This is a genomic window from Burkholderia sp. BCC1047 (assembly GCF_902833155.1).
Classification (GTDB): Bacteria; Pseudomonadota; Gammaproteobacteria; order Burkholderiales; family Burkholderiaceae; genus Burkholderia; species Burkholderia sola.
On sequence record NZ_CADFEH010000014.1, the window covers coordinates 127,906 to 142,818 of the forward strand.

The 14,913-nt window shown below is 66.1% G+C and carries 17 protein-coding genes; 8 read left to right on the forward strand and 9 right to left on the reverse strand.

Going from position 1 to position 14,913, the window contains the following annotated elements:
- The first annotated feature begins 53 nt into the window (after window positions 1-53).
- Entirely contained in the window at window positions 54-242 is a 189-nt protein-coding gene (locus HWX55_RS16735) for a hypothetical protein (protein ID WP_050017523.1), read from the forward strand.
- Here HWX55_RS16735 and HWX55_RS16740 read toward each other — a convergent pair.
- Window positions 225-1,262, reverse strand: a complete 1,038-nt coding sequence (locus tag HWX55_RS16740; RefSeq protein WP_175976534.1) for an NAD-dependent epimerase/dehydratase family protein — start codon at window positions 1,260-1,262, stop codon at window positions 225-227. The genes HWX55_RS16735 and HWX55_RS16740 overlap by 18 nt on opposite strands.
- Before the next feature lie 107 nt (window positions 1,263-1,369).
- Here HWX55_RS16740 and HWX55_RS16745 point away from each other — a divergent pair, with 107 nt between their 5' ends.
- The 3 genes from HWX55_RS16745 (at window position 1,370) to HWX55_RS16755 (ending at window position 4,347) form a co-directional block, all read left to right on the forward strand.
- Entirely contained in the window at window positions 1,370-2,401 is a 1,032-nt protein-coding gene (locus HWX55_RS16745; RefSeq protein WP_050017525.1) for a CDP-6-deoxy-delta-3,4-glucoseen reductase, read from the forward strand.
- A gap of 292 nt (window positions 2,402-2,693) precedes the next feature.
- The gene (locus HWX55_RS16750; RefSeq protein WP_175886135.1) at window positions 2,694-3,878 is read left to right on the forward strand and encodes an acetylornithine transaminase; all 1,185 of its coding nucleotides are present in this window, start codon (window positions 2,694-2,696) and stop codon (window positions 3,876-3,878) included.
- A 13-nt stretch (window positions 3,879-3,891) separates the two neighbouring features.
- Window positions 3,892-4,347: a GNAT family acetyltransferase gene (locus HWX55_RS16755; RefSeq protein ID WP_175976535.1), complete on the forward strand. Its 456-nt coding sequence runs from the start codon at window positions 3,892-3,894 to the stop codon at window positions 4,345-4,347.
- Window positions 4,348-4,371: 24 nt separating this feature from the next.
- Here HWX55_RS16755 and HWX55_RS16760 read toward each other — a convergent pair whose 3' ends face one another.
- The 8 genes from HWX55_RS16760 to HWX55_RS16795 form a co-directional block, all read right to left on the reverse strand.
- On the reverse strand, window positions 4,372-5,043 hold the full coding sequence (locus tag HWX55_RS16760) for a DUF2278 family protein (RefSeq protein WP_175976536.1): 672 nt from the start codon (window positions 5,041-5,043) through the stop codon (window positions 4,372-4,374).
- 250 nt (window positions 5,044-5,293) lie between these two features.
- Window positions 5,294-6,010: an ABC transporter ATP-binding protein gene (locus tag HWX55_RS16765; RefSeq protein ID WP_050017530.1), complete on the reverse strand. Its 717-nt coding sequence runs from the start codon at window positions 6,008-6,010 to the stop codon at window positions 5,294-5,296.
- On the reverse strand, window positions 6,010-6,786 hold the full coding sequence (locus HWX55_RS16770; RefSeq protein WP_050017531.1) for an ABC transporter ATP-binding protein: 777 nt from the start codon (window positions 6,784-6,786) through the stop codon (window positions 6,010-6,012). The genes HWX55_RS16765 and HWX55_RS16770 overlap by 1 nt, the downstream gene beginning before the upstream one ends.
- A gap of 23 nt (window positions 6,787-6,809) precedes the next feature.
- Entirely contained in the window at window positions 6,810-7,979 is a 1,170-nt protein-coding gene (locus HWX55_RS16775) for an ABC transporter ATP-binding protein (RefSeq protein WP_006488940.1), read from the reverse strand.
- Between the two features lie 19 nt (window positions 7,980-7,998).
- On the reverse strand, window positions 7,999-8,949 hold the full coding sequence (locus HWX55_RS16780; RefSeq protein WP_021160758.1) for a branched-chain amino acid ABC transporter permease: 951 nt from the start codon (window positions 8,947-8,949) through the stop codon (window positions 7,999-8,001).
- Window positions 8,950-9,160: 211 nt separating this feature from the next.
- A complete protein-coding gene (locus tag HWX55_RS16785; protein ID WP_175976537.1) occupies window positions 9,161-9,805 on the reverse strand; it encodes an amino acid-binding protein in 645 nt (214 codons plus the stop codon).
- Window positions 9,806-10,074: 269 nt separating this feature from the next.
- The gene (gene ispH, locus HWX55_RS16790; protein ID WP_006488968.1) at window positions 10,075-11,055 is read right to left on the reverse strand and encodes a 4-hydroxy-3-methylbut-2-enyl diphosphate reductase; all 981 of its coding nucleotides are present in this window, start codon (window positions 11,053-11,055) and stop codon (window positions 10,075-10,077) included.
- A 2-nt stretch (window positions 11,056-11,057) separates the two neighbouring features.
- Window positions 11,058-11,513, reverse strand: coding sequence for a peptidylprolyl isomerase (locus HWX55_RS16795; RefSeq protein WP_034186308.1), 456 nt, complete (start codon window positions 11,511-11,513; stop codon window positions 11,058-11,060).
- Window positions 11,514-11,648: 135 nt separating this feature from the next.
- Between HWX55_RS16795 and radC the strand changes: the two genes are divergently transcribed.
- From radC to nadB, 4 genes are all read left to right on the forward strand, one after another.
- A complete protein-coding gene (radC, locus tag HWX55_RS16800; protein WP_050017535.1) occupies window positions 11,649-12,422 on the forward strand; it encodes a DNA repair protein RadC in 774 nt (257 codons plus the stop codon).
- Between the two features lie 238 nt (window positions 12,423-12,660).
- A complete protein-coding gene (gene rpmB, locus HWX55_RS16805; RefSeq protein ID WP_004186391.1) occupies window positions 12,661-12,894 on the forward strand; it encodes a 50S ribosomal protein L28 in 234 nt (77 codons plus the stop codon).
- Window positions 12,895-12,911: 17 nt separating this feature from the next.
- Complete coding sequence (rpmG, locus tag HWX55_RS16810; protein WP_006478046.1) at window positions 12,912-13,079, forward strand: 50S ribosomal protein L33; 168 nt, start codon at window positions 12,912-12,914, stop codon at window positions 13,077-13,079.
- Window positions 13,080-13,253: 174 nt separating this feature from the next.
- Window positions 13,254-14,840, forward strand: coding sequence for an L-aspartate oxidase (gene nadB / locus HWX55_RS16815; protein WP_175976538.1), 1,587 nt, complete (start codon window positions 13,254-13,256; stop codon window positions 14,838-14,840).
- The last annotated feature ends 73 nt before the right edge of the window (window positions 14,841-14,913 follow it).

Here is a 14,913-nt window from a genome sequence, read left to right on the forward strand (position 1 = left end):
CCCGCTATACTGAAATCACAAGCTGCAAGAGCGGCGATGCAGGGGGAGACATCATGAACATCAACCATTCTTTCGAACTGTCGTCGGTGATGATCGCGTTCGCGGTCATCGGCGTCATCGTGATCGGCGGCCTGCTGGCCGCGATGCATCTGAAGCACAAATATCATCCGAATCTGATCGGCGCGCTGATCGGTGCACTGCTGTGCTTCCTGCTGATCGAGGCGTTACCGGCGCTCACCTGACGTACCGCCCGGCGCGAGCGTTTGAAGGAAATCGTCTACGGTCGGATAGCGCAACGTCACGCACAATTCGGCCTTGAGCCGTGCGTTGGACAGGCGCCGCGACTCGCGCATGAACGACAGCAGCGTCGGCTCGAGCACGCGCTCCGCGTCCGCGCGGCTGACGCGCGGCGGCTTCGGCAGGCCGAGCACCTGCGCGACCCGGTCGAAATACTCTCCCATCCGCAGTTCGGTATCGTCCGATGCGTGCACGGCGCGCGCCGGCTTGCCGCGCTCGGCCGCACGGCGCAGGATCGCCGCGAGATCGTCCGCGTGGATGTGGTTCGTGTACACGTCGTCGGCCGGCTCAAGCGCCGGCGTGCCGCGCTCGAGCCGCGCGACCGGCAGGCGATTCGCCGCATAGATGCCGGGAATGCGCACGATGCGCGCGGACAGCACGCCGCGCACCGTCGCCGCACGCAGTTGGCGCTCGGCCGACACGCGCCTGAACGCACGCGGGTTAGCGGGGCGCAGCGGGTGCGTTTCGTCGATGCGCGCGCCGCCGCAGTCGCCGTAGACGCCCGTCGTGCTGGCGTAGACCAGCGTCGGCGCGCGAAGCCCCTCGGGTACAATACGCGCTGCCCGAACGGGCGCGCCGGCCTGTCGCGCCGCGCTGCGCAGCGTTCGGAGCCGGCCGACCGCCGGTGCCGGCGGTACCGCCGGCCGACGCGCGGGCATGGACGTTGCGGCGATCAGCGCACGCGTGCGCCGGTCGTCGCGGCCGTCGGATGGCGGCGGCGCGAGATGCAGGATCGTGCGGGCAAGGCCCGCGAGGCGGCCGAGCGTCGCCCGGCGATCGAGGTCGCCGACGATCGGTGTCGCGCCCGCGGCGCGCAGTTCGCTGCGGCGAGCCGGGTGGCTCGTCAGCGCGAGGATGCGCAGGTCGGGGCGCGCGTCACGCCATTGCGCGACGCAGCGCATGCCGACGTCGCCGCAGCCGACGATCAGTACGCGCGGCCGGCGCAGGATTCGTGTCGCGATCATGTTGGTTGCGAGATCAGTAGCCGCCGTTGCGCGACGCGCAACGGTTTTGCATTGTAGCTGCCGTGCGCGACATGCACGGTCCCCCCATTTTGTTCTAGTTTGGTTCTATGGCATTCAACGTCACTCTCAAGCAAAGCGGCCGGCAATTCCAGGTCGAGTCGGACGAAACCGTGCTGGCGGCCGCGCTGCGCCAGAACGTCCATCTGCCGTACGGCTGCAAGAACGGCGCGTGCGGCTCCTGCAAGGGCCAGATCGTGTCGGGCCAGATCGAACAGGGCCCGCACGCCGCGTCGGCGCTGTCCAACGACGAACGCACGCGCGGCCTCGCGCTGCTGTGCTGCTCGAAGGCGCAATGCGATCTCGAGATCGACGTGCGGGAAATCGCCGGCGTCGACGGCGTGCAGGTGAAGAAGCTGCCGTGCCGGATCGCCGCGCTCGAACGCAAGGCGGACGACGTGATGGTCGTGAAGCTGCAGTTGCCGGCCAACGAACGCCTGCAGTACCTCGCGGGCCAGTACGTCGAATTCATCCTGAAGGACGGCTCGCGCCGTAGCTACTCGATGGCGAACGCGCCGCACGAGGAAGGCCCGATCGAGCTGCACATCCGCCACATGCCGGGCGGCAAGTTCACCGACCACGTGTTCGGCGCGATGAAGGAGCGCGACATCCTGCGCTTCGAAGGCCCGCTCGGCACGTTCTTCCTGCGCGAGGATTCCGACAAGCCGATCGTGCTGCTCGCGTCGGGCACCGGCTTCGCGCCGATCAAGGCGATCATCGAGCACGTGAAGCACTCGGGCATCACGCGTCCGATGACGCTCTACTGGGGCGCGCGCCGCAAGAAGGACATCTATCTCGCCGAACTCGCCGAGCAATGGGCGCGCGAGATCCCGAACTTCAAGTACGTGCCGGTGCTCTCCGAGCCGGACGACGCCGACCGGTGGACGGGCCGCACGGGCTTCGTCCATCGCGCGGTGATCGAGGACCTGCCCGATCTGTCCGGCCACCAGGTCTATGCGTGCGGCGCACCGGTGATGGTCGAATCCGCGCAGCGCGACTTCACGCAGCACCATGCGCTGCCGGCCGACGAGTTCTACGCGGACTCGTTCACGAGCGCCGCCGACCTCGCGCATCCGGTCTGAGCGCCGGGCGCGCCCGCGCCCCGCTGCGCGCCGCCGTGTCACATCCGTGGCATCGCGGCGGTTTACAGTGGGGCGCGGGATGCCTTATGCTTGCGCACATGAACCGCTTCCTGTCCGCTCTCCGACGTCGCCGCTCGCCGCTCCGCCCGGATGCCGCCGGCTCGTCACGGACTCGCGCGTAACCCTCCTCCGCTTCACCGGTTACGCACAAGCTGTTCGACCCACCAGCCACGGCCTTCCGTGGCTTTTTTATTGCCCGTTTCCCTTTCAACGCCCGCTGGAGTCTGCTGCCATGCCCCTGAACGATTATCCGATCGACTCGCTGATGTACATCACGAACCGCCCCGACATCGTGTTTACGCACGGCAAGGGTTCGTGGCTCTACGATCACACGGGCAAGCGCTATCTGGACTTCATCCAGGGCTGGGCCGTCAACAGCCTCGGCCACTGCAACGACGGCATCGTCGAAGCGCTGAAGACGCAGGCCGACAAGCTGCTGAATCCGTCGCCGGCGTTCTACAACGAGCCGATGGCGAAGCTCGCGGGCCTGCTCACGCAGCACAGCGTGTTCGACAAGGTGTTCTTCACGAACAGCGGCGCCGAGGCGAACGAAGGCGCGATCAAGCTCGCGCGCAAGTGGGGCCGCAAGTTCAGGAACGGCGCGTACGAGATCATCACGTTCGACCACAGCTTCCACGGCCGCACGCTCGCGACGATGTCGGCCAGCGGCAAGCCGGGCTGGGACACGATCTACGCGCCGCAGGTGCCGGGCTTCCCGAAGGCCGAGCTGAACAACATCGAGTCGGTCGAGAAGCTGATCACCGACAAGACCGTCGCCGTGATGCTCGAGCCGATCCAGGGCGAAGGCGGCGTGATCCCGGCCACGCGTGAATTCATGCAGGCGCTGCGCGCGCTGACGAAGCAGCACAACCTGCTGCTGATCGTCGACGAAGTGCAGAGCGGTTGCGGCCGCGCGGGCACGCTGTTCGCGTACGAGCTGTCCGGCATCGAGCCGGACGTGATGACGCTCGCGAAGGGCATCGGTGGCGGCGCACCGCTCGGCGCGCTGCTGTCGAAGGCCGACGTCGCGGTGTTCGAGGCCGGCGACCAGGGCGGCACGTACAACGGCAACCCGCTGATGACGGCGGTCGGCTATTCGGTGATCTCGCAGCTCGTCGCACCCGGCTTCCTCGAAGGGGTGCGTGCGCGCAGCGAGTATCTGAAGCGCAAGCTGCTCGAGCTGTCGGAGGAACGCGGCTTCGAGGGCGAACGCGGCGAAGGCCTGCTGCGCGCGCTGCTGCTCGGCAAGGACATCGGCCCGCAGATCGTCGAGAAGGCGCGCGACATGCAGCCGGACGGCCTGCTGCTGAACGCCGCCCGGCCAAACCTGCTGCGCTTCATGCCCGCGCTGAACGTGACGACCGAGGAAATCGACCAGATGATGGCGATGCTGCGGTCGATCCTCGACACGCTGTAAGGAGACCGCCGCGATGGATGCCGCCGCCGATGCTGTCGCGATCCGCCCGTTCGAACGCGCCGACACCGATGCCGTGCTCGCGGTATGGCGCGACGCGTTCCCGCAGTACGACGAGGCCGGTGCGCCGCCGCACCGCGATCCGCTGCGATCGATCGAGCTGAAGCTCGCGACGCAGCCGGAACTGTTCTTCGTCGCGATCAGCGGCGCGCGCGTCGTCGGCACGCTGATGGCCGGTTTCGACGGACATCGCGGCTGGCTCTACTCGTTCGGCGTCGCGAACGACGCGCGCCGGCTCGGCGTCGGCCGCGCGCTGATCGCGCATGCGGAACGCGCGCTCGCCGCGCGCGGCTGCATGAAGATCAACCTGCAGGTGCTGCCCGGCAACGACGATGCATGCCGCTTCTACGCGGCGCTCGGCTATCGCGTCGAGGAACGCATCTCGTTCGGCAAGACGCTGCCGGTCGCGTAAAACCGCCGCCGGCCGCCGCGCGGCTCAGCGCGTGATGGGCCCCGCGCCCGGCAGCGGATTGCCGAGCGCATCGGTCGGCACGGCCTGCTGCTCGAACGCCGCGAAATACGCGGCCCACTGCGTGTCGCTCACGCGCACGAGCAGCGCGCCGTCCTGCCACACGTCGTTGTGGTCGTTGTGGTCGTCGCCCGCGCGATGCAGGTAGTTCGGGCCCGTCGAGCCCTGGTTCATGTGCGCGTCGTGGATCCCGTTGCCTTGCGCATAGGTGCGGCCGAACACGACGACGTCGAGCCCCTGCGACTGCGCGGCGTTCACGAGCCGCAGCAGCGACGGGATCGGCTCCGGATGCTCGGTGCCGTCCATCACCGCACTCGCGCGCCACGCGCCCGTGTCGTTCAGGATGTCGCTGCGCAGGTAGTCGAGCGCGGGCAACGCCGTGTGCCCGGTCAGGTCCGTGTAGCCTTCGGCCGCGGCGACGAGCGTCTGCGTGAGCGGATGATGGAAATCGTAGACGAGCTTGTAGTTCAGCAGGTCGTCCGCGTCGTTGGTACCGACGTTGATCGCGACGTCCCAGTCGCCTGCCGGCAGCGCCAGCGTCAGGTGAACGTGATACTGGATCTCGCTGCCGTGCGGCGAACCCTTCAGCTTCGCGACCGACTTCACCTTCGCCTTCACGAAACCGTAGTCCAGACTCATGCGCGTTCTCCGTGTGCCGATGGGTAATCGATGCTACGCGGCCCGTGTGTCGGGTTGCGGGCTGCGGGCTGCGGGCTGCGGGCAGTCGGCGCGCCAGCCGCATGCACGATCCAATAGTCGAATGGAGTCGCCTGCGCGCGCGGAGTTCGACGCGAATCGCCCCATACGAAAAAAAGCCGTCACGGTTTCCCGTAACGGCTTTCGACAGCCCGGGTGCGACGCGCGCAACCGGACTCGTTCGTTCGATCGCTTACTCGCCCAGATACGCGGCGCGCACCTTCGGATCGTCGAGCATCTGCTTCGCGTCGCCTTCCATCGTGACCGTGCCCGAATCCATCACGTAGCCGCGGTCGGCTGCCTGCAGCGCGAGGCGTGCGTTCTGCTCGACCAGCAGCACCGTGATGCCTTCCTTCGAGATCTCGCGCACCACTTCGAAGATCTTCTCGACCATGATCGGCGACAGGCCCATCGACGGCTCGTCGAGCAGCAGCAGCTTCGGCTTGCTCAGAATCGCGCGCGACATCGCCAGCATCTGCTGCTCGCCGCCCGACAGCGTGCCCGCGAGCTGCGTCGCCCGTTCCTTCAGGCGCGGGAAGAAGCCGAACATCCGGTCGACGTCCTTCTTGATCTGGTCGTTGTCGTTGCGCAGGTACGCGCCCATCTGCATGTTCTCGATGATCGACATCCGCGCGAAGATCCCGCGGCCTTCCGGCACCATCGCGAGGCCGCGCTTGAGCAGCTCGTGCGACGGCACGCCCTTGATCGACTTGCCGTCGTATTCGATGTCGCCGGCCGAATACGGCTTCAGGCCGGTGATCGCTTTCATCGTCGTGGTCTTGCCGGCGCCGTTCGCGCCGATCAGCGTCACGAGCTCGCCCTGGCGGACTTCCATGTCAACGCCCTTGACGGCCTGGATGCCGCCGTAGTTGACCTGCAAGCCCTTGATTTTCAACATTGCCGCTGCCATCAGTGCACCCCTGCGCCGAGATATGCCTCAATCACCTTCGGATTCTTCTGCACGTCCTGCGGCAGACCCTCGGCGATCACCTTGCCGTAATCGAGCACCGTCATCCGGTTGCACAGCCCCATCACGAGCTTCACGTCGTGCTCGATCAGCAGGATCGTGCGGCCGTCCGAGCGGATCTTGTCGAGCAGGCGCGTGAGTTCGACCTTCTCGGTCGCGTTCATCCCGGCTGCCGGCTCGTCGAGCGCGAGCAGCTTCGGGTCGGTCGCCAATGCACGGGCGATTTCCAGCCGGCGCTGGTGACCGTACGACAGGTTGCGCGACGTGTAGTCGGCGTACTGCAGCACGCCGACGTAGTCGAGCAACTCGATCGCGCGTTCCTTGATCTCGCGCTCTTCCTGGCGTTCGGCCGGCGTCTGGAACACCGCGCCGAGCAGCCCGTGCTTGGTGCGCACGTGACGGCCCACCATCACGTTCTCGAGCGCCGTCATCCCGCCGAACAGGCGGATATTCTGGAACGTACGCGCGATGCCGGCCTTGGCCACCTGGTGCACGGCCGTCGGCGTGTAGTTCGTGCCGTCCAGCTTGAAGTCGCCGGAGTCCGGCGTGTAAAGGCCCGTGATCACGTTGAAGAACGTGGTCTTGCCGGCGCCGTTCGGGCCGATCAGCCCGTAGATCTCGCCTTCCTTGATCTGCAGGCCGACGTCGGACAGCGCCTGCAGCCCGCCGAAGCGCTTGTTCACGCCCGAGACGGACAGTCGGATTTGCTTGTCGCTCATGTGTTTATCCCCTTGTCCGTAGGTTACGCGCGCACCGGCTTCTTGCTGTTGCGCTTCGCCAGTTTCGCGATCTTGTCCTCATGCTTCGGCGCGGGCCACAGGCCTTCCGAGCGATACAGCATGATGATCACCATCGCGAGGCCGTACAGCGCCTGACGGATCACTTCCGTATCGACGATGTCATGACCGAACAGCGCGTGCTGCAGCGGGCTCATCGTCGAGCGCAGGAATTCGGGGAAGATCGCGAGCAGCACCGCGCCCAGGATCACGCCCGGGATGTGGCCCATGCCGCCGAGCACCACGCAGGCGAGCACGACGATCGATTCCCAGAACGTGAACGACTCGGGCGACACGAAGCCCTGGAACGCGCCGAACATCGAGCCCGACAGGCCGCCGAACGACGCGCCCATCGCGAACGCGAGCAGCTTCACGTTACGGGTGTTGATGCCCATCGCCTTCGCGGCGATCTCGTCTTCGCGGATCGCGGCCCACGCGCGGCCGATACGCGAGTGCTGCAGACGCGTACACACCCAGATCACCAGCAGCGAGCAGAGCACGAACAGGTAGTAGTACATGTACACCGACGGCAGCTGGAAGCCGAACAGCGTATGCGTCTGCGACAGGTTGAAGCCGCCGACGTGCACCGGATCGATGCCCGTGATCCCCTTCGGGCCGTTGGTGATGTTCACCGGACGGTCGAGGTTGTTCATGAAGATCCGGACGATTTCACCGAAGCCGAGCGTGACGATCGCCAGGTAGTCGCCGCGCAGGCGCAGCGTCGGCGCGCCGAGCAGGATCCCGAAGGTCGCCGCGAGCGCCATCGCGATCGGCACGATCAGCAGGAACGGCACGTGCAGCCCGTTCGGCGCGAGCGCCGCGATCCACTCGAACTGCGAGGTCAGGTGCGGCGAGCTCAGGAGCGCCGCCGTGTACGCGCCCACCGCGTAGAACGCGATGTAGCCGAGGTCGAGCAGGCCGGCGAAGCCGACCACCACGTTCAGGCCCAGCGCGAGCATCACGTACAGCATCGCGAAGTCGAGCACGCGGACCCAGTAGTTGCCGCCGGCCGAGCCGATCACGATCGGCGCGGCGATCACGAGGACCGCAGTGAGGAGGCCGATGACGACGGTCTTGGCGGTGTTGCGCTCTTCGACGAGCGACGTCGACGATTCGATCGGTTGAATGGATGTCATGTTGTTTGCTCCCCTTCCGTTACGCGCGGTCCGCGACCCGTTCGCCCAGCAGGCCGGACGGACGGAACACCAGCACGATGATCAGCACGACGAAGGCGAACACGTCCTGGTAGTTACTGCCGAATACGCCGCCCGTGAGGTTGCCGATGTAGCCGGCCCCGAGCTGCTCGATCAGGCCGAGCAGCACGCCGCCGACCATCGCGCCGCCGAGGTTGCCGATCCCGCCGAGCACCGCGGCCGTGAACGCCTTCATGCCGGGGATGAAGCCCATGTAGAAGTGCACGTTGCCGTATTCGGACGCGATCATCACGCCGGCCAGCGCGGCGAGCGCGGAGCCGATCATGAACGTCGCGGAGATCACGAAGTTCGGGTTCACGCCCATCAGGCTCGCCGTATTCGGGCTTTCGGCGATCGCGCGCATCGCGCGGCCGAGCTTGGTCTTGTGCACGAGCAGCAGCAGGCCGCCCATCACGAGGAACGCGACCGCGATGATCACGATTTCGGTGACCGAGATCACGGCGCCGGGCGTCGTGTCGGTGGCCTTGATCACGTTGATCGGGTCGGTCGGCAGCAATTGCGGGAACGGCAGCGGGTTGCGCGACCAGATGATCATCGCAGCCGTCTGCAGCAGGATCGACACGCCGATCGCGGTGATCAGCGGCGCGAGGCGCGGCGCGCGGCGCAGCGGCCGGTACGCGACGCGCTCGATCGTGAAGCCGACGAACGCACAGACGACCGCGGCGATGCCCAGGCCGATCGTCAGCGTCGCGACGTTGCCCAGTCCGGGAAAGTGGTTCTGCAGCACGGTGATGGCCGACAGCGCGACCATCGCGCCGATCATCAGCACGTCGCCGTGCGCGAAGTTGATGATGCCGAGAATGCCGTACACCATCGTGTATCCCAACGCGATGATGGCGTACACACTGCCGAGCACCAGCCCGTTGAGAACCTGCTGGACGAAAATATCCATTTAAAGCTCCTTGGCCCATGCTGCCGGAGGACGTTGCGCCCCGCGGGTAAGCGAGGAATCGCGCCTTCTCGGCGACACTGCGGGTACTAGTCGATACCGGTAAGGGTGGATCGTCCCGGCGCGCGCCGCCCGGCCTGTACGGCCGGACCTGCCGCCGGAGCGGATACAAAAACGGCACCGCACTGTTCCGGTGCCGTCATGAGTCCCGTCGCTAAATCGTCACGACATCGAGGACGGTGTTCGTGGCCTCCTTGAAGTCGTGGGGCAGCATGCCGAGACGGCCGTCGTCCGGTTTCCCGGCATCCGTGCCTTGGCCCGTCCGGTGCCATGCAAGCATCGCGCCAGGACGGATCGGATTCCGCGCCGCGTCGCCCGACAAGGCGTTGCGACGGCCGCGCCCGACGTTCGTCAGGACTGCATCGGAATCCATCGTACGAACCAGACGGCGCGCCACGACACGGTCGGTCGCGGCGGCGCGCTGTTTCGTCGAATCGAATTGAAGGGGGAACAGAGGCGTCGGCACGCTGCCGGCAACGCCGCGATCGTCCGGCTTCCGTCGACCGGCGGCTTGCCGCGATGCAGCCGGCATGCCCGCTGCCGGACCGGTCGCCGGTCCAAGCGCGTTGATGTCCTCGATCGTCAAACGTGCCCCGTTTTCCTTGTCCCTGCCCTGTTGCACGATACGGCGCGCCGATGGCGCCGCCCGTCCGGTTCCGGCGGCGCGCACGCCGCTGGCCGATGGTGCCGCGAACCCCGCAGCCTTCCTGCCCGCCCCGTCGTCGCTCTTTTTGCTGCACCCGGCAAGCATTGCAACCGGTGCGGCGACGGACACGGCGTAAGCCAACTTCACATGCATTGAATGGTCTCCCGCGCCTTGCCAAAACCCGTTTCAAAGCCATTCCGGCTTGAAAACGGGCGCATTGTAACTCCATTTATAGGCCGCCAATATTCCTGATTCGATGGGGTTTTCCTGCATTGCAACCAATTTTGAGACACGATTGCGCGCGCCGGGAGCAACCGGGTTGCACCATCGCTGGGAATAATGGTTGCGATATGAATTTCGAGGCACAAAAAAAGCGCGCCGGGAAGGCGCGCTTCGGTGTTCCGCGGGGTGCGATGCGGCAATCAGGCGGCGGGCGGCAGGTTCAACCCGCGCGGCAGCGGAAACGACACGTTTTCCTCGATGCCGTCGAGTGCGCGGACGTTGCGCACGCCGAGTTCGCGCAGCCGCGCGATCACGGCCTGGGCGAGCACCTCGGGCGCCGACGCGCCGGCCGTCACGCCGATGCGGCGCTTGCCGGCGACCCACGCCGGATCGATCTGGTCCGGTGCATCGACCATGTACGCGGCCACGCCGCGCTTTTCGGCCACTTCGCGCAGCCGGCTCGAGTTCGAGCTGTTCGGGCTGCCGACCACGATCACGACATCGCATTGCGGCGCCATGAACTTCACCGCGTCCTGGCGGTTCTGCGTCGCGTAGCAGATGTCCTGCTTCTTCGGCTCGCGGATCTTCGGATATTTCGCCTTCAGCGCGCCGATGATCTCGGCCGCGTCGTCGACGGACAGCGTCGTCTGCGTGACGAGCGCGATGCGTTCGGGATCGGCGAGCTCGAGCTTCTGTACGTCCTCGACGCTTTCGACGAGGTGCATGCCGCGCTCGACCTGGCCCATCGTGCCTTCGACTTCCGGATGGCCCTTGTGCCCGATCATGACGATGTCGACGCCATCCTGGCGCATCTTCGCCACTTCGACGTGCACCTTCGTGACGAGCGGGCAGGTTGCGTCGTAAATGCGCAGGCCGCGCACGTCGGCCTCGTCGCGCACGGCTTTCGACACACCGTGCGCACTGAAGATCACGGTATTGCCGGCCGGCACTTCCTCGAGCTCCTCGACGAAGATCGCGCCCTTCTTCTTCAGATCCTCGACCACGTACTTGTTGTGGACGATTTCGTGACGCACGTAGATCGGCGCGCCGTGCATCGCGATGGCGCGCTCGACGATCTCGATCGCGCGGTCGACGCCCGCGCAGAAACCGCGCGGCTGGGCCAGCAGGATTTCGGCGTCGGCGGCGACGGTCTGCCCGGACAGCGTATCGGTGGTACTCATGATTACAGGATTCCGATGATTTTCACTTCGAACGTGAGCGCCTGGCCCGCGAGCGGATGATTGAAGTCGAACAGCGCGGAGGTCTCGCCGACTTCCTTCAGCACCCCCGCGTAGCGACCGCCATCCGGTGCGTTGAACTCGATGAGTTCGCCCGGCGTGAAGTCGTCGCCGACCATCCCGTTCTCGCGCAGCGTCGACAGCGTCACGCGCTGGAGCATGTCGGGATTGCGGGGACCGAACCCCTGCTCGGGCGCTAGCTGAAAAGTCGAGTGGTCGCCGACCCGGAGCCCGAGCAGAATCTGTTCCAGCGACGGCGCCAGTTGCCCCGCGCCCAGCAACAGCGTGGCCGGCTTGTCCGAGAAGGTGTTGACGATGTCGGCGCCGTCGGCCAGTGCGAGCCGGTAATGCAACGTGACGTGGGAACCGGGCTTCACTTCGGATAGATCGATGAGGCTCATGAATTACTCGTTCGGTCGGCGCCCGCTACGGCCGAATGGCCCGGCGCAAAGCCAATATTGTAAGTCACCTGAGCGTGCAAGGCGGAAAGTGCGACGACGTCGCGCATGCCGCCCGCCGCCAATGGAGTTCAGACCATGCCGTCACCCTGCCTCATCCTGCCGTCGGCCGAATGCCGCGACACCGCCGACGCGCCGGCCGATTCGCCGGCCCGCGTCATCCCGATCAACCGGCGCAAGCGCCGCCCGGCCGACTGGCGGCCCGAGCGGCCGCGCGAACGACTGCTGGAGCGCGGGCCGGCCGCGCTGACCGACGACGAGCTGATCGCGCTGCTGCTCGGCACCGGCAAGCCCGGTCACGACGTCTTCGTCATCGCCCGCGAACTGATCGATCAATACAAGTCGCTGCGCGGATTGCTCGAAGCGGGCGCCGACGATTTCGAGGCGCACCCCGGCATCGGCCCCGCGCGCTCCGCGCGGCTGGTCGCGGTCACCGAGATCGCCCGGCGCATGCTGGAGGAAAAGGCCCGGGACGGCATGCAGATCGATTCGCCCGGCGCCGTCGAGGATTGCCTGCGCATGAAGATCGGCACGCTCCCGCACGAAGTGTTCGTCGCGGTCTACCTGGACGCCCGCAACCGCATGATCGACATCGAGGAAATCGCGCGCGGCTCGCTCACGCGCATGGCCGTCTACCCGCGCGAGATCGTGCGCCAGGCGATGAAACAGAACGCCGCGGCGCTGATCGTCGCGCACAACCATCCGTCGGGCGCGGTGCAGCCGAGCGCGGAAGACCGCCGCCTGACCCGCGTGCTGAAAGACGCGCTCGAGCTCGTCGACGTGCGGCTGCTCGATCACGTCGTCGTCGGCGTCAGCGATACTTTTTCGTTCGCGCGGGCCGGTTGGCTGTAGACTGTGGCGCGGCGGCCCTTCCCCAGGGCGCCGCAACGGCGAAGCGAAATTAGGTTTGATTTTTCTGAACTTTTTCTGCTAGAATCGCCGTCTGTCTTTTTTCCAACCAGTTCTAGCCATCGAAGGGCCTTGTCTGTAAGGGCTACGGCGTTCTGAGTGCAGCCATGGATCACGTGGCGGTGCGATGGAACCTTCACCGGCGATCGAACCCCGAATTTAGCGTATTAGGAGTGCTCTCATGGCACGCGTATGCCAAGTAACTGGGAAAGCGCCGATGAGCGGCAACAACGTTTCCCACGCCAACAACAAGACGAAGCGCCGCTTCCTCCCGAACCTGCAAAACCGCCGGTTCTGGGTTGAGAGCGAAAACCGCTGGGTGCGTCTGCGCGTCTCGAACGCCGGTCTGCGCCTGATCGACAAGAACGGCATCGATTCCGTGCTCGCTGACCTGCGCGCACGCGGCGAAGCCTAAGCCCAAGGAGCAGAATCATGGCAAAAGGCGCCCGCGACAAGATCAAGCTTGAGTCGACCGCTGGTACGGGTCACTTCTACACGACCACGAAGAACAAGCGCAACATGCCGGAAAAGATGGCGATCAAGAAGTTCGATCCCGTCGTCCGCAAGCATGTGGAATACAAAGAAACCAAGATCAAGTAATCTCCGGTTTCTGCCAGCCTGACGGCGACCGAAAAGCCCCGCACCTGCGGGGCTTTTTGTTTTGGCGCGCAGTTTTGCATGCACGCGCTCGGGCCCGACGCGGTATGCTCTCTCCTTTCCGCGGCGACGACCGACGGAACGCAGGATCAAAAAGCGTAACGATGGAGATGCAGCATGAAATTCGACGTGGCGATCGTCGGCAGCGGCCTGGCAGGGCTGTCGGTCGCACTCAACCTGGCCAGCACGCGACGTGTCGCGCTGATCGCGAAACGTTCGATGATGGAGGGGGCAAGCGATCACGCGCAGGGCGGCATCGCGGCAGTCCTCGACTCGGCGGACAGCATCGAGAACCACGTCGACGACACGTTGGTCGCCGGTGGCGGGCTGTGCGATGAAGGCGCGACGCGCTACATCGTCGAGCACGGCCGCGAAGCCATCGAATGGCTGATCTCGCAAGGCGTGCCGTTCACGAAGGACGACGCGGCCGAACTCGGCTTTCACCTGACGCGCGAAGGCGGCCACAGTCACCGCCGGATCATCCATGCGGCCGATGCGACCGGCCATGCGGTGCTCGCGACGCTGTCGGCGCGCGCGCGCCAGCATCCGAACATCACGTTCTTCGAAAACCACCACGCGATCGACCTGATCACGTCGGACCGGCTCGGCCTGCCCTGCCGCCGCTGTCATGGCCTGTATGCGCTCGACGTCGACCACGACCGCACGATCACGATCGAGGCGCCGCATACGGTGCTCGCCACCGGCGGTGCCGGCAAGGTCTACCTGTACACGACGAACCCCGACACCGCGACCGGCGACGGCATCGCGATGGCATGGCGGGCCGGCTGCCGCGTGTCGAACATGGAATTCATCCAGTTCCACCCGACCTGCCTGTTCCATCCGTACGCGAAGTCGTTCCTGATTTCGGAAGCCGTGCGCGGCGAAGGCGGCCTGCTGAAGCTGCCCGACGGCACGCGCTTCATGCCCGCGCACGATCCGCGCGCCGAGCTCGCGCCGCGCGACATCGTCGCACGCGCGATCGACTTCGAGATCAAGAAGCGCGGGATCGACTGCGTGTATCTCGACATCAGCCATCAGCCGGAAGCGTTCCTGCGCGAACATTTCCCGACGATTCATGCGCGCTGCCTCGAATTCGGCATCGACATCGCGAAACAACCGATCCCCGTCGTGCCGGCCGCGCACTATACGTGCGGCGGCGTCGTCACCGATCTCGCGGGACGCACCGATCTCGCCGGCCTGTATGCGGTCGGCGAAACGTCGTACACGGGGCTGCACGGCGCGAACCGGCTCGCGAGCAACTCGCTGCTCGAATGCCTCGTGATCGGCCGCGCGGCGGCCGAGGCGATCGAAGCGGCCGGCTTCGACGCCCAAACGCCCACCGCACTGCCCGCATGGGACGAAAGCCGCGTGTCGGATGCGGACGAGGAAGTCGTCGTGGCACACAACTGGGACGAACTGCGCCGCCTGATGTGGAACTACGTCGGCATCGTGCGCACCGACAAGCGCCTCGAGCGCGCGAAGCACCGGCTGTCGCTGCTGCGCGACGAGATCCACGAGTACTACGCGAATTTCCGCGTGACGCGCGATCTGCTCGAACTGCGCAACCTCGTCGATGTGGCCACGCTGATCGTGAAAAGCGCGTACTCGCGTCGCGAAAGCCGCGGGCTGCACTACAGCCGCGACTGGCCGCATACGCTGCCGAAGGCGCTGCCGAGCGTGCTCACGCCGCGCTCGCGCCGCTGAGCGGCGCGCTGCCCTTCCCGGCGGCGGTAGCGGCGCAAAAAAAAGCCGTTGGCGTGTACGCGCCAACGGCTTT

Coding starts and splice junctions, on each gene's coding strand:
- HWX55_RS16750 (WP_175886135.1), top strand. CDS start 2,694: ATGCCCCTGAACGATTATCCGATCGACTCGCTGATGTACATCACGAAC.
- HWX55_RS16735 (WP_050017523.1), top strand. CDS start 54: ATGAACATCAACCATTCTTTCGAACTGTCGTCGGTGATGATCGCGTTC.
- ispH (WP_006488968.1), bottom strand. CDS start 11,055: ATGAGTACCACCGATACGCTGTCCGGGCAGACCGTCGCCGCCGACGCC.
- HWX55_RS16780 (WP_021160758.1), bottom strand. CDS start 8,949: ATGGATATTTTCGTCCAGCAGGTTCTCAACGGGCTGGTGCTCGGCAGT.
- HWX55_RS16745 (WP_050017525.1), top strand. CDS start 1,370: ATGGCATTCAACGTCACTCTCAAGCAAAGCGGCCGGCAATTCCAGGTC.
- HWX55_RS16770 (WP_050017531.1), bottom strand. CDS start 6,786: ATGAGCGACAAGCAAATCCGACTGTCCGTCTCGGGCGTGAACAAGCGC.
- HWX55_RS16755 (WP_175976535.1), top strand. CDS start 3,892: ATGGATGCCGCCGCCGATGCTGTCGCGATCCGCCCGTTCGAACGCGCC.
- HWX55_RS16785 (WP_175976537.1), bottom strand. CDS start 9,805: ATGCATGTGAAGTTGGCTTACGCCGTGTCCGTCGCCGCACCGGTTGCA.
- rpmG (WP_006478046.1), top strand. CDS start 12,912: ATGGCAAAAGGCGCCCGCGACAAGATCAAGCTTGAGTCGACCGCTGGT.
- HWX55_RS16765 (WP_050017530.1), bottom strand. CDS start 6,010: ATGGCAGCGGCAATGTTGAAAATCAAGGGCTTGCAGGTCAACTACGGC.
- HWX55_RS16740 (WP_175976534.1), bottom strand. CDS start 1,262: ATGATCGCGACACGAATCCTGCGCCGGCCGCGCGTACTGATCGTCGGC.
- HWX55_RS16795 (WP_034186308.1), bottom strand. CDS start 11,513: ATGAGCCTCATCGATCTATCCGAAGTGAAGCCCGGTTCCCACGTCACG.
- HWX55_RS16775 (WP_006488940.1), bottom strand. CDS start 7,979: ATGACATCCATTCAACCGATCGAATCGTCGACGTCGCTCGTCGAAGAG.
- nadB (WP_175976538.1), top strand. CDS start 13,254: ATGAAATTCGACGTGGCGATCGTCGGCAGCGGCCTGGCAGGGCTGTCG.
- HWX55_RS16760 (WP_175976536.1), bottom strand. CDS start 5,043: ATGAGTCTGGACTACGGTTTCGTGAAGGCGAAGGTGAAGTCGGTCGCG.
- rpmB (WP_004186391.1), top strand. CDS start 12,661: ATGGCACGCGTATGCCAAGTAACTGGGAAAGCGCCGATGAGCGGCAAC.
- radC (WP_050017535.1), top strand. CDS start 11,649: ATGCCGTCACCCTGCCTCATCCTGCCGTCGGCCGAATGCCGCGACACC.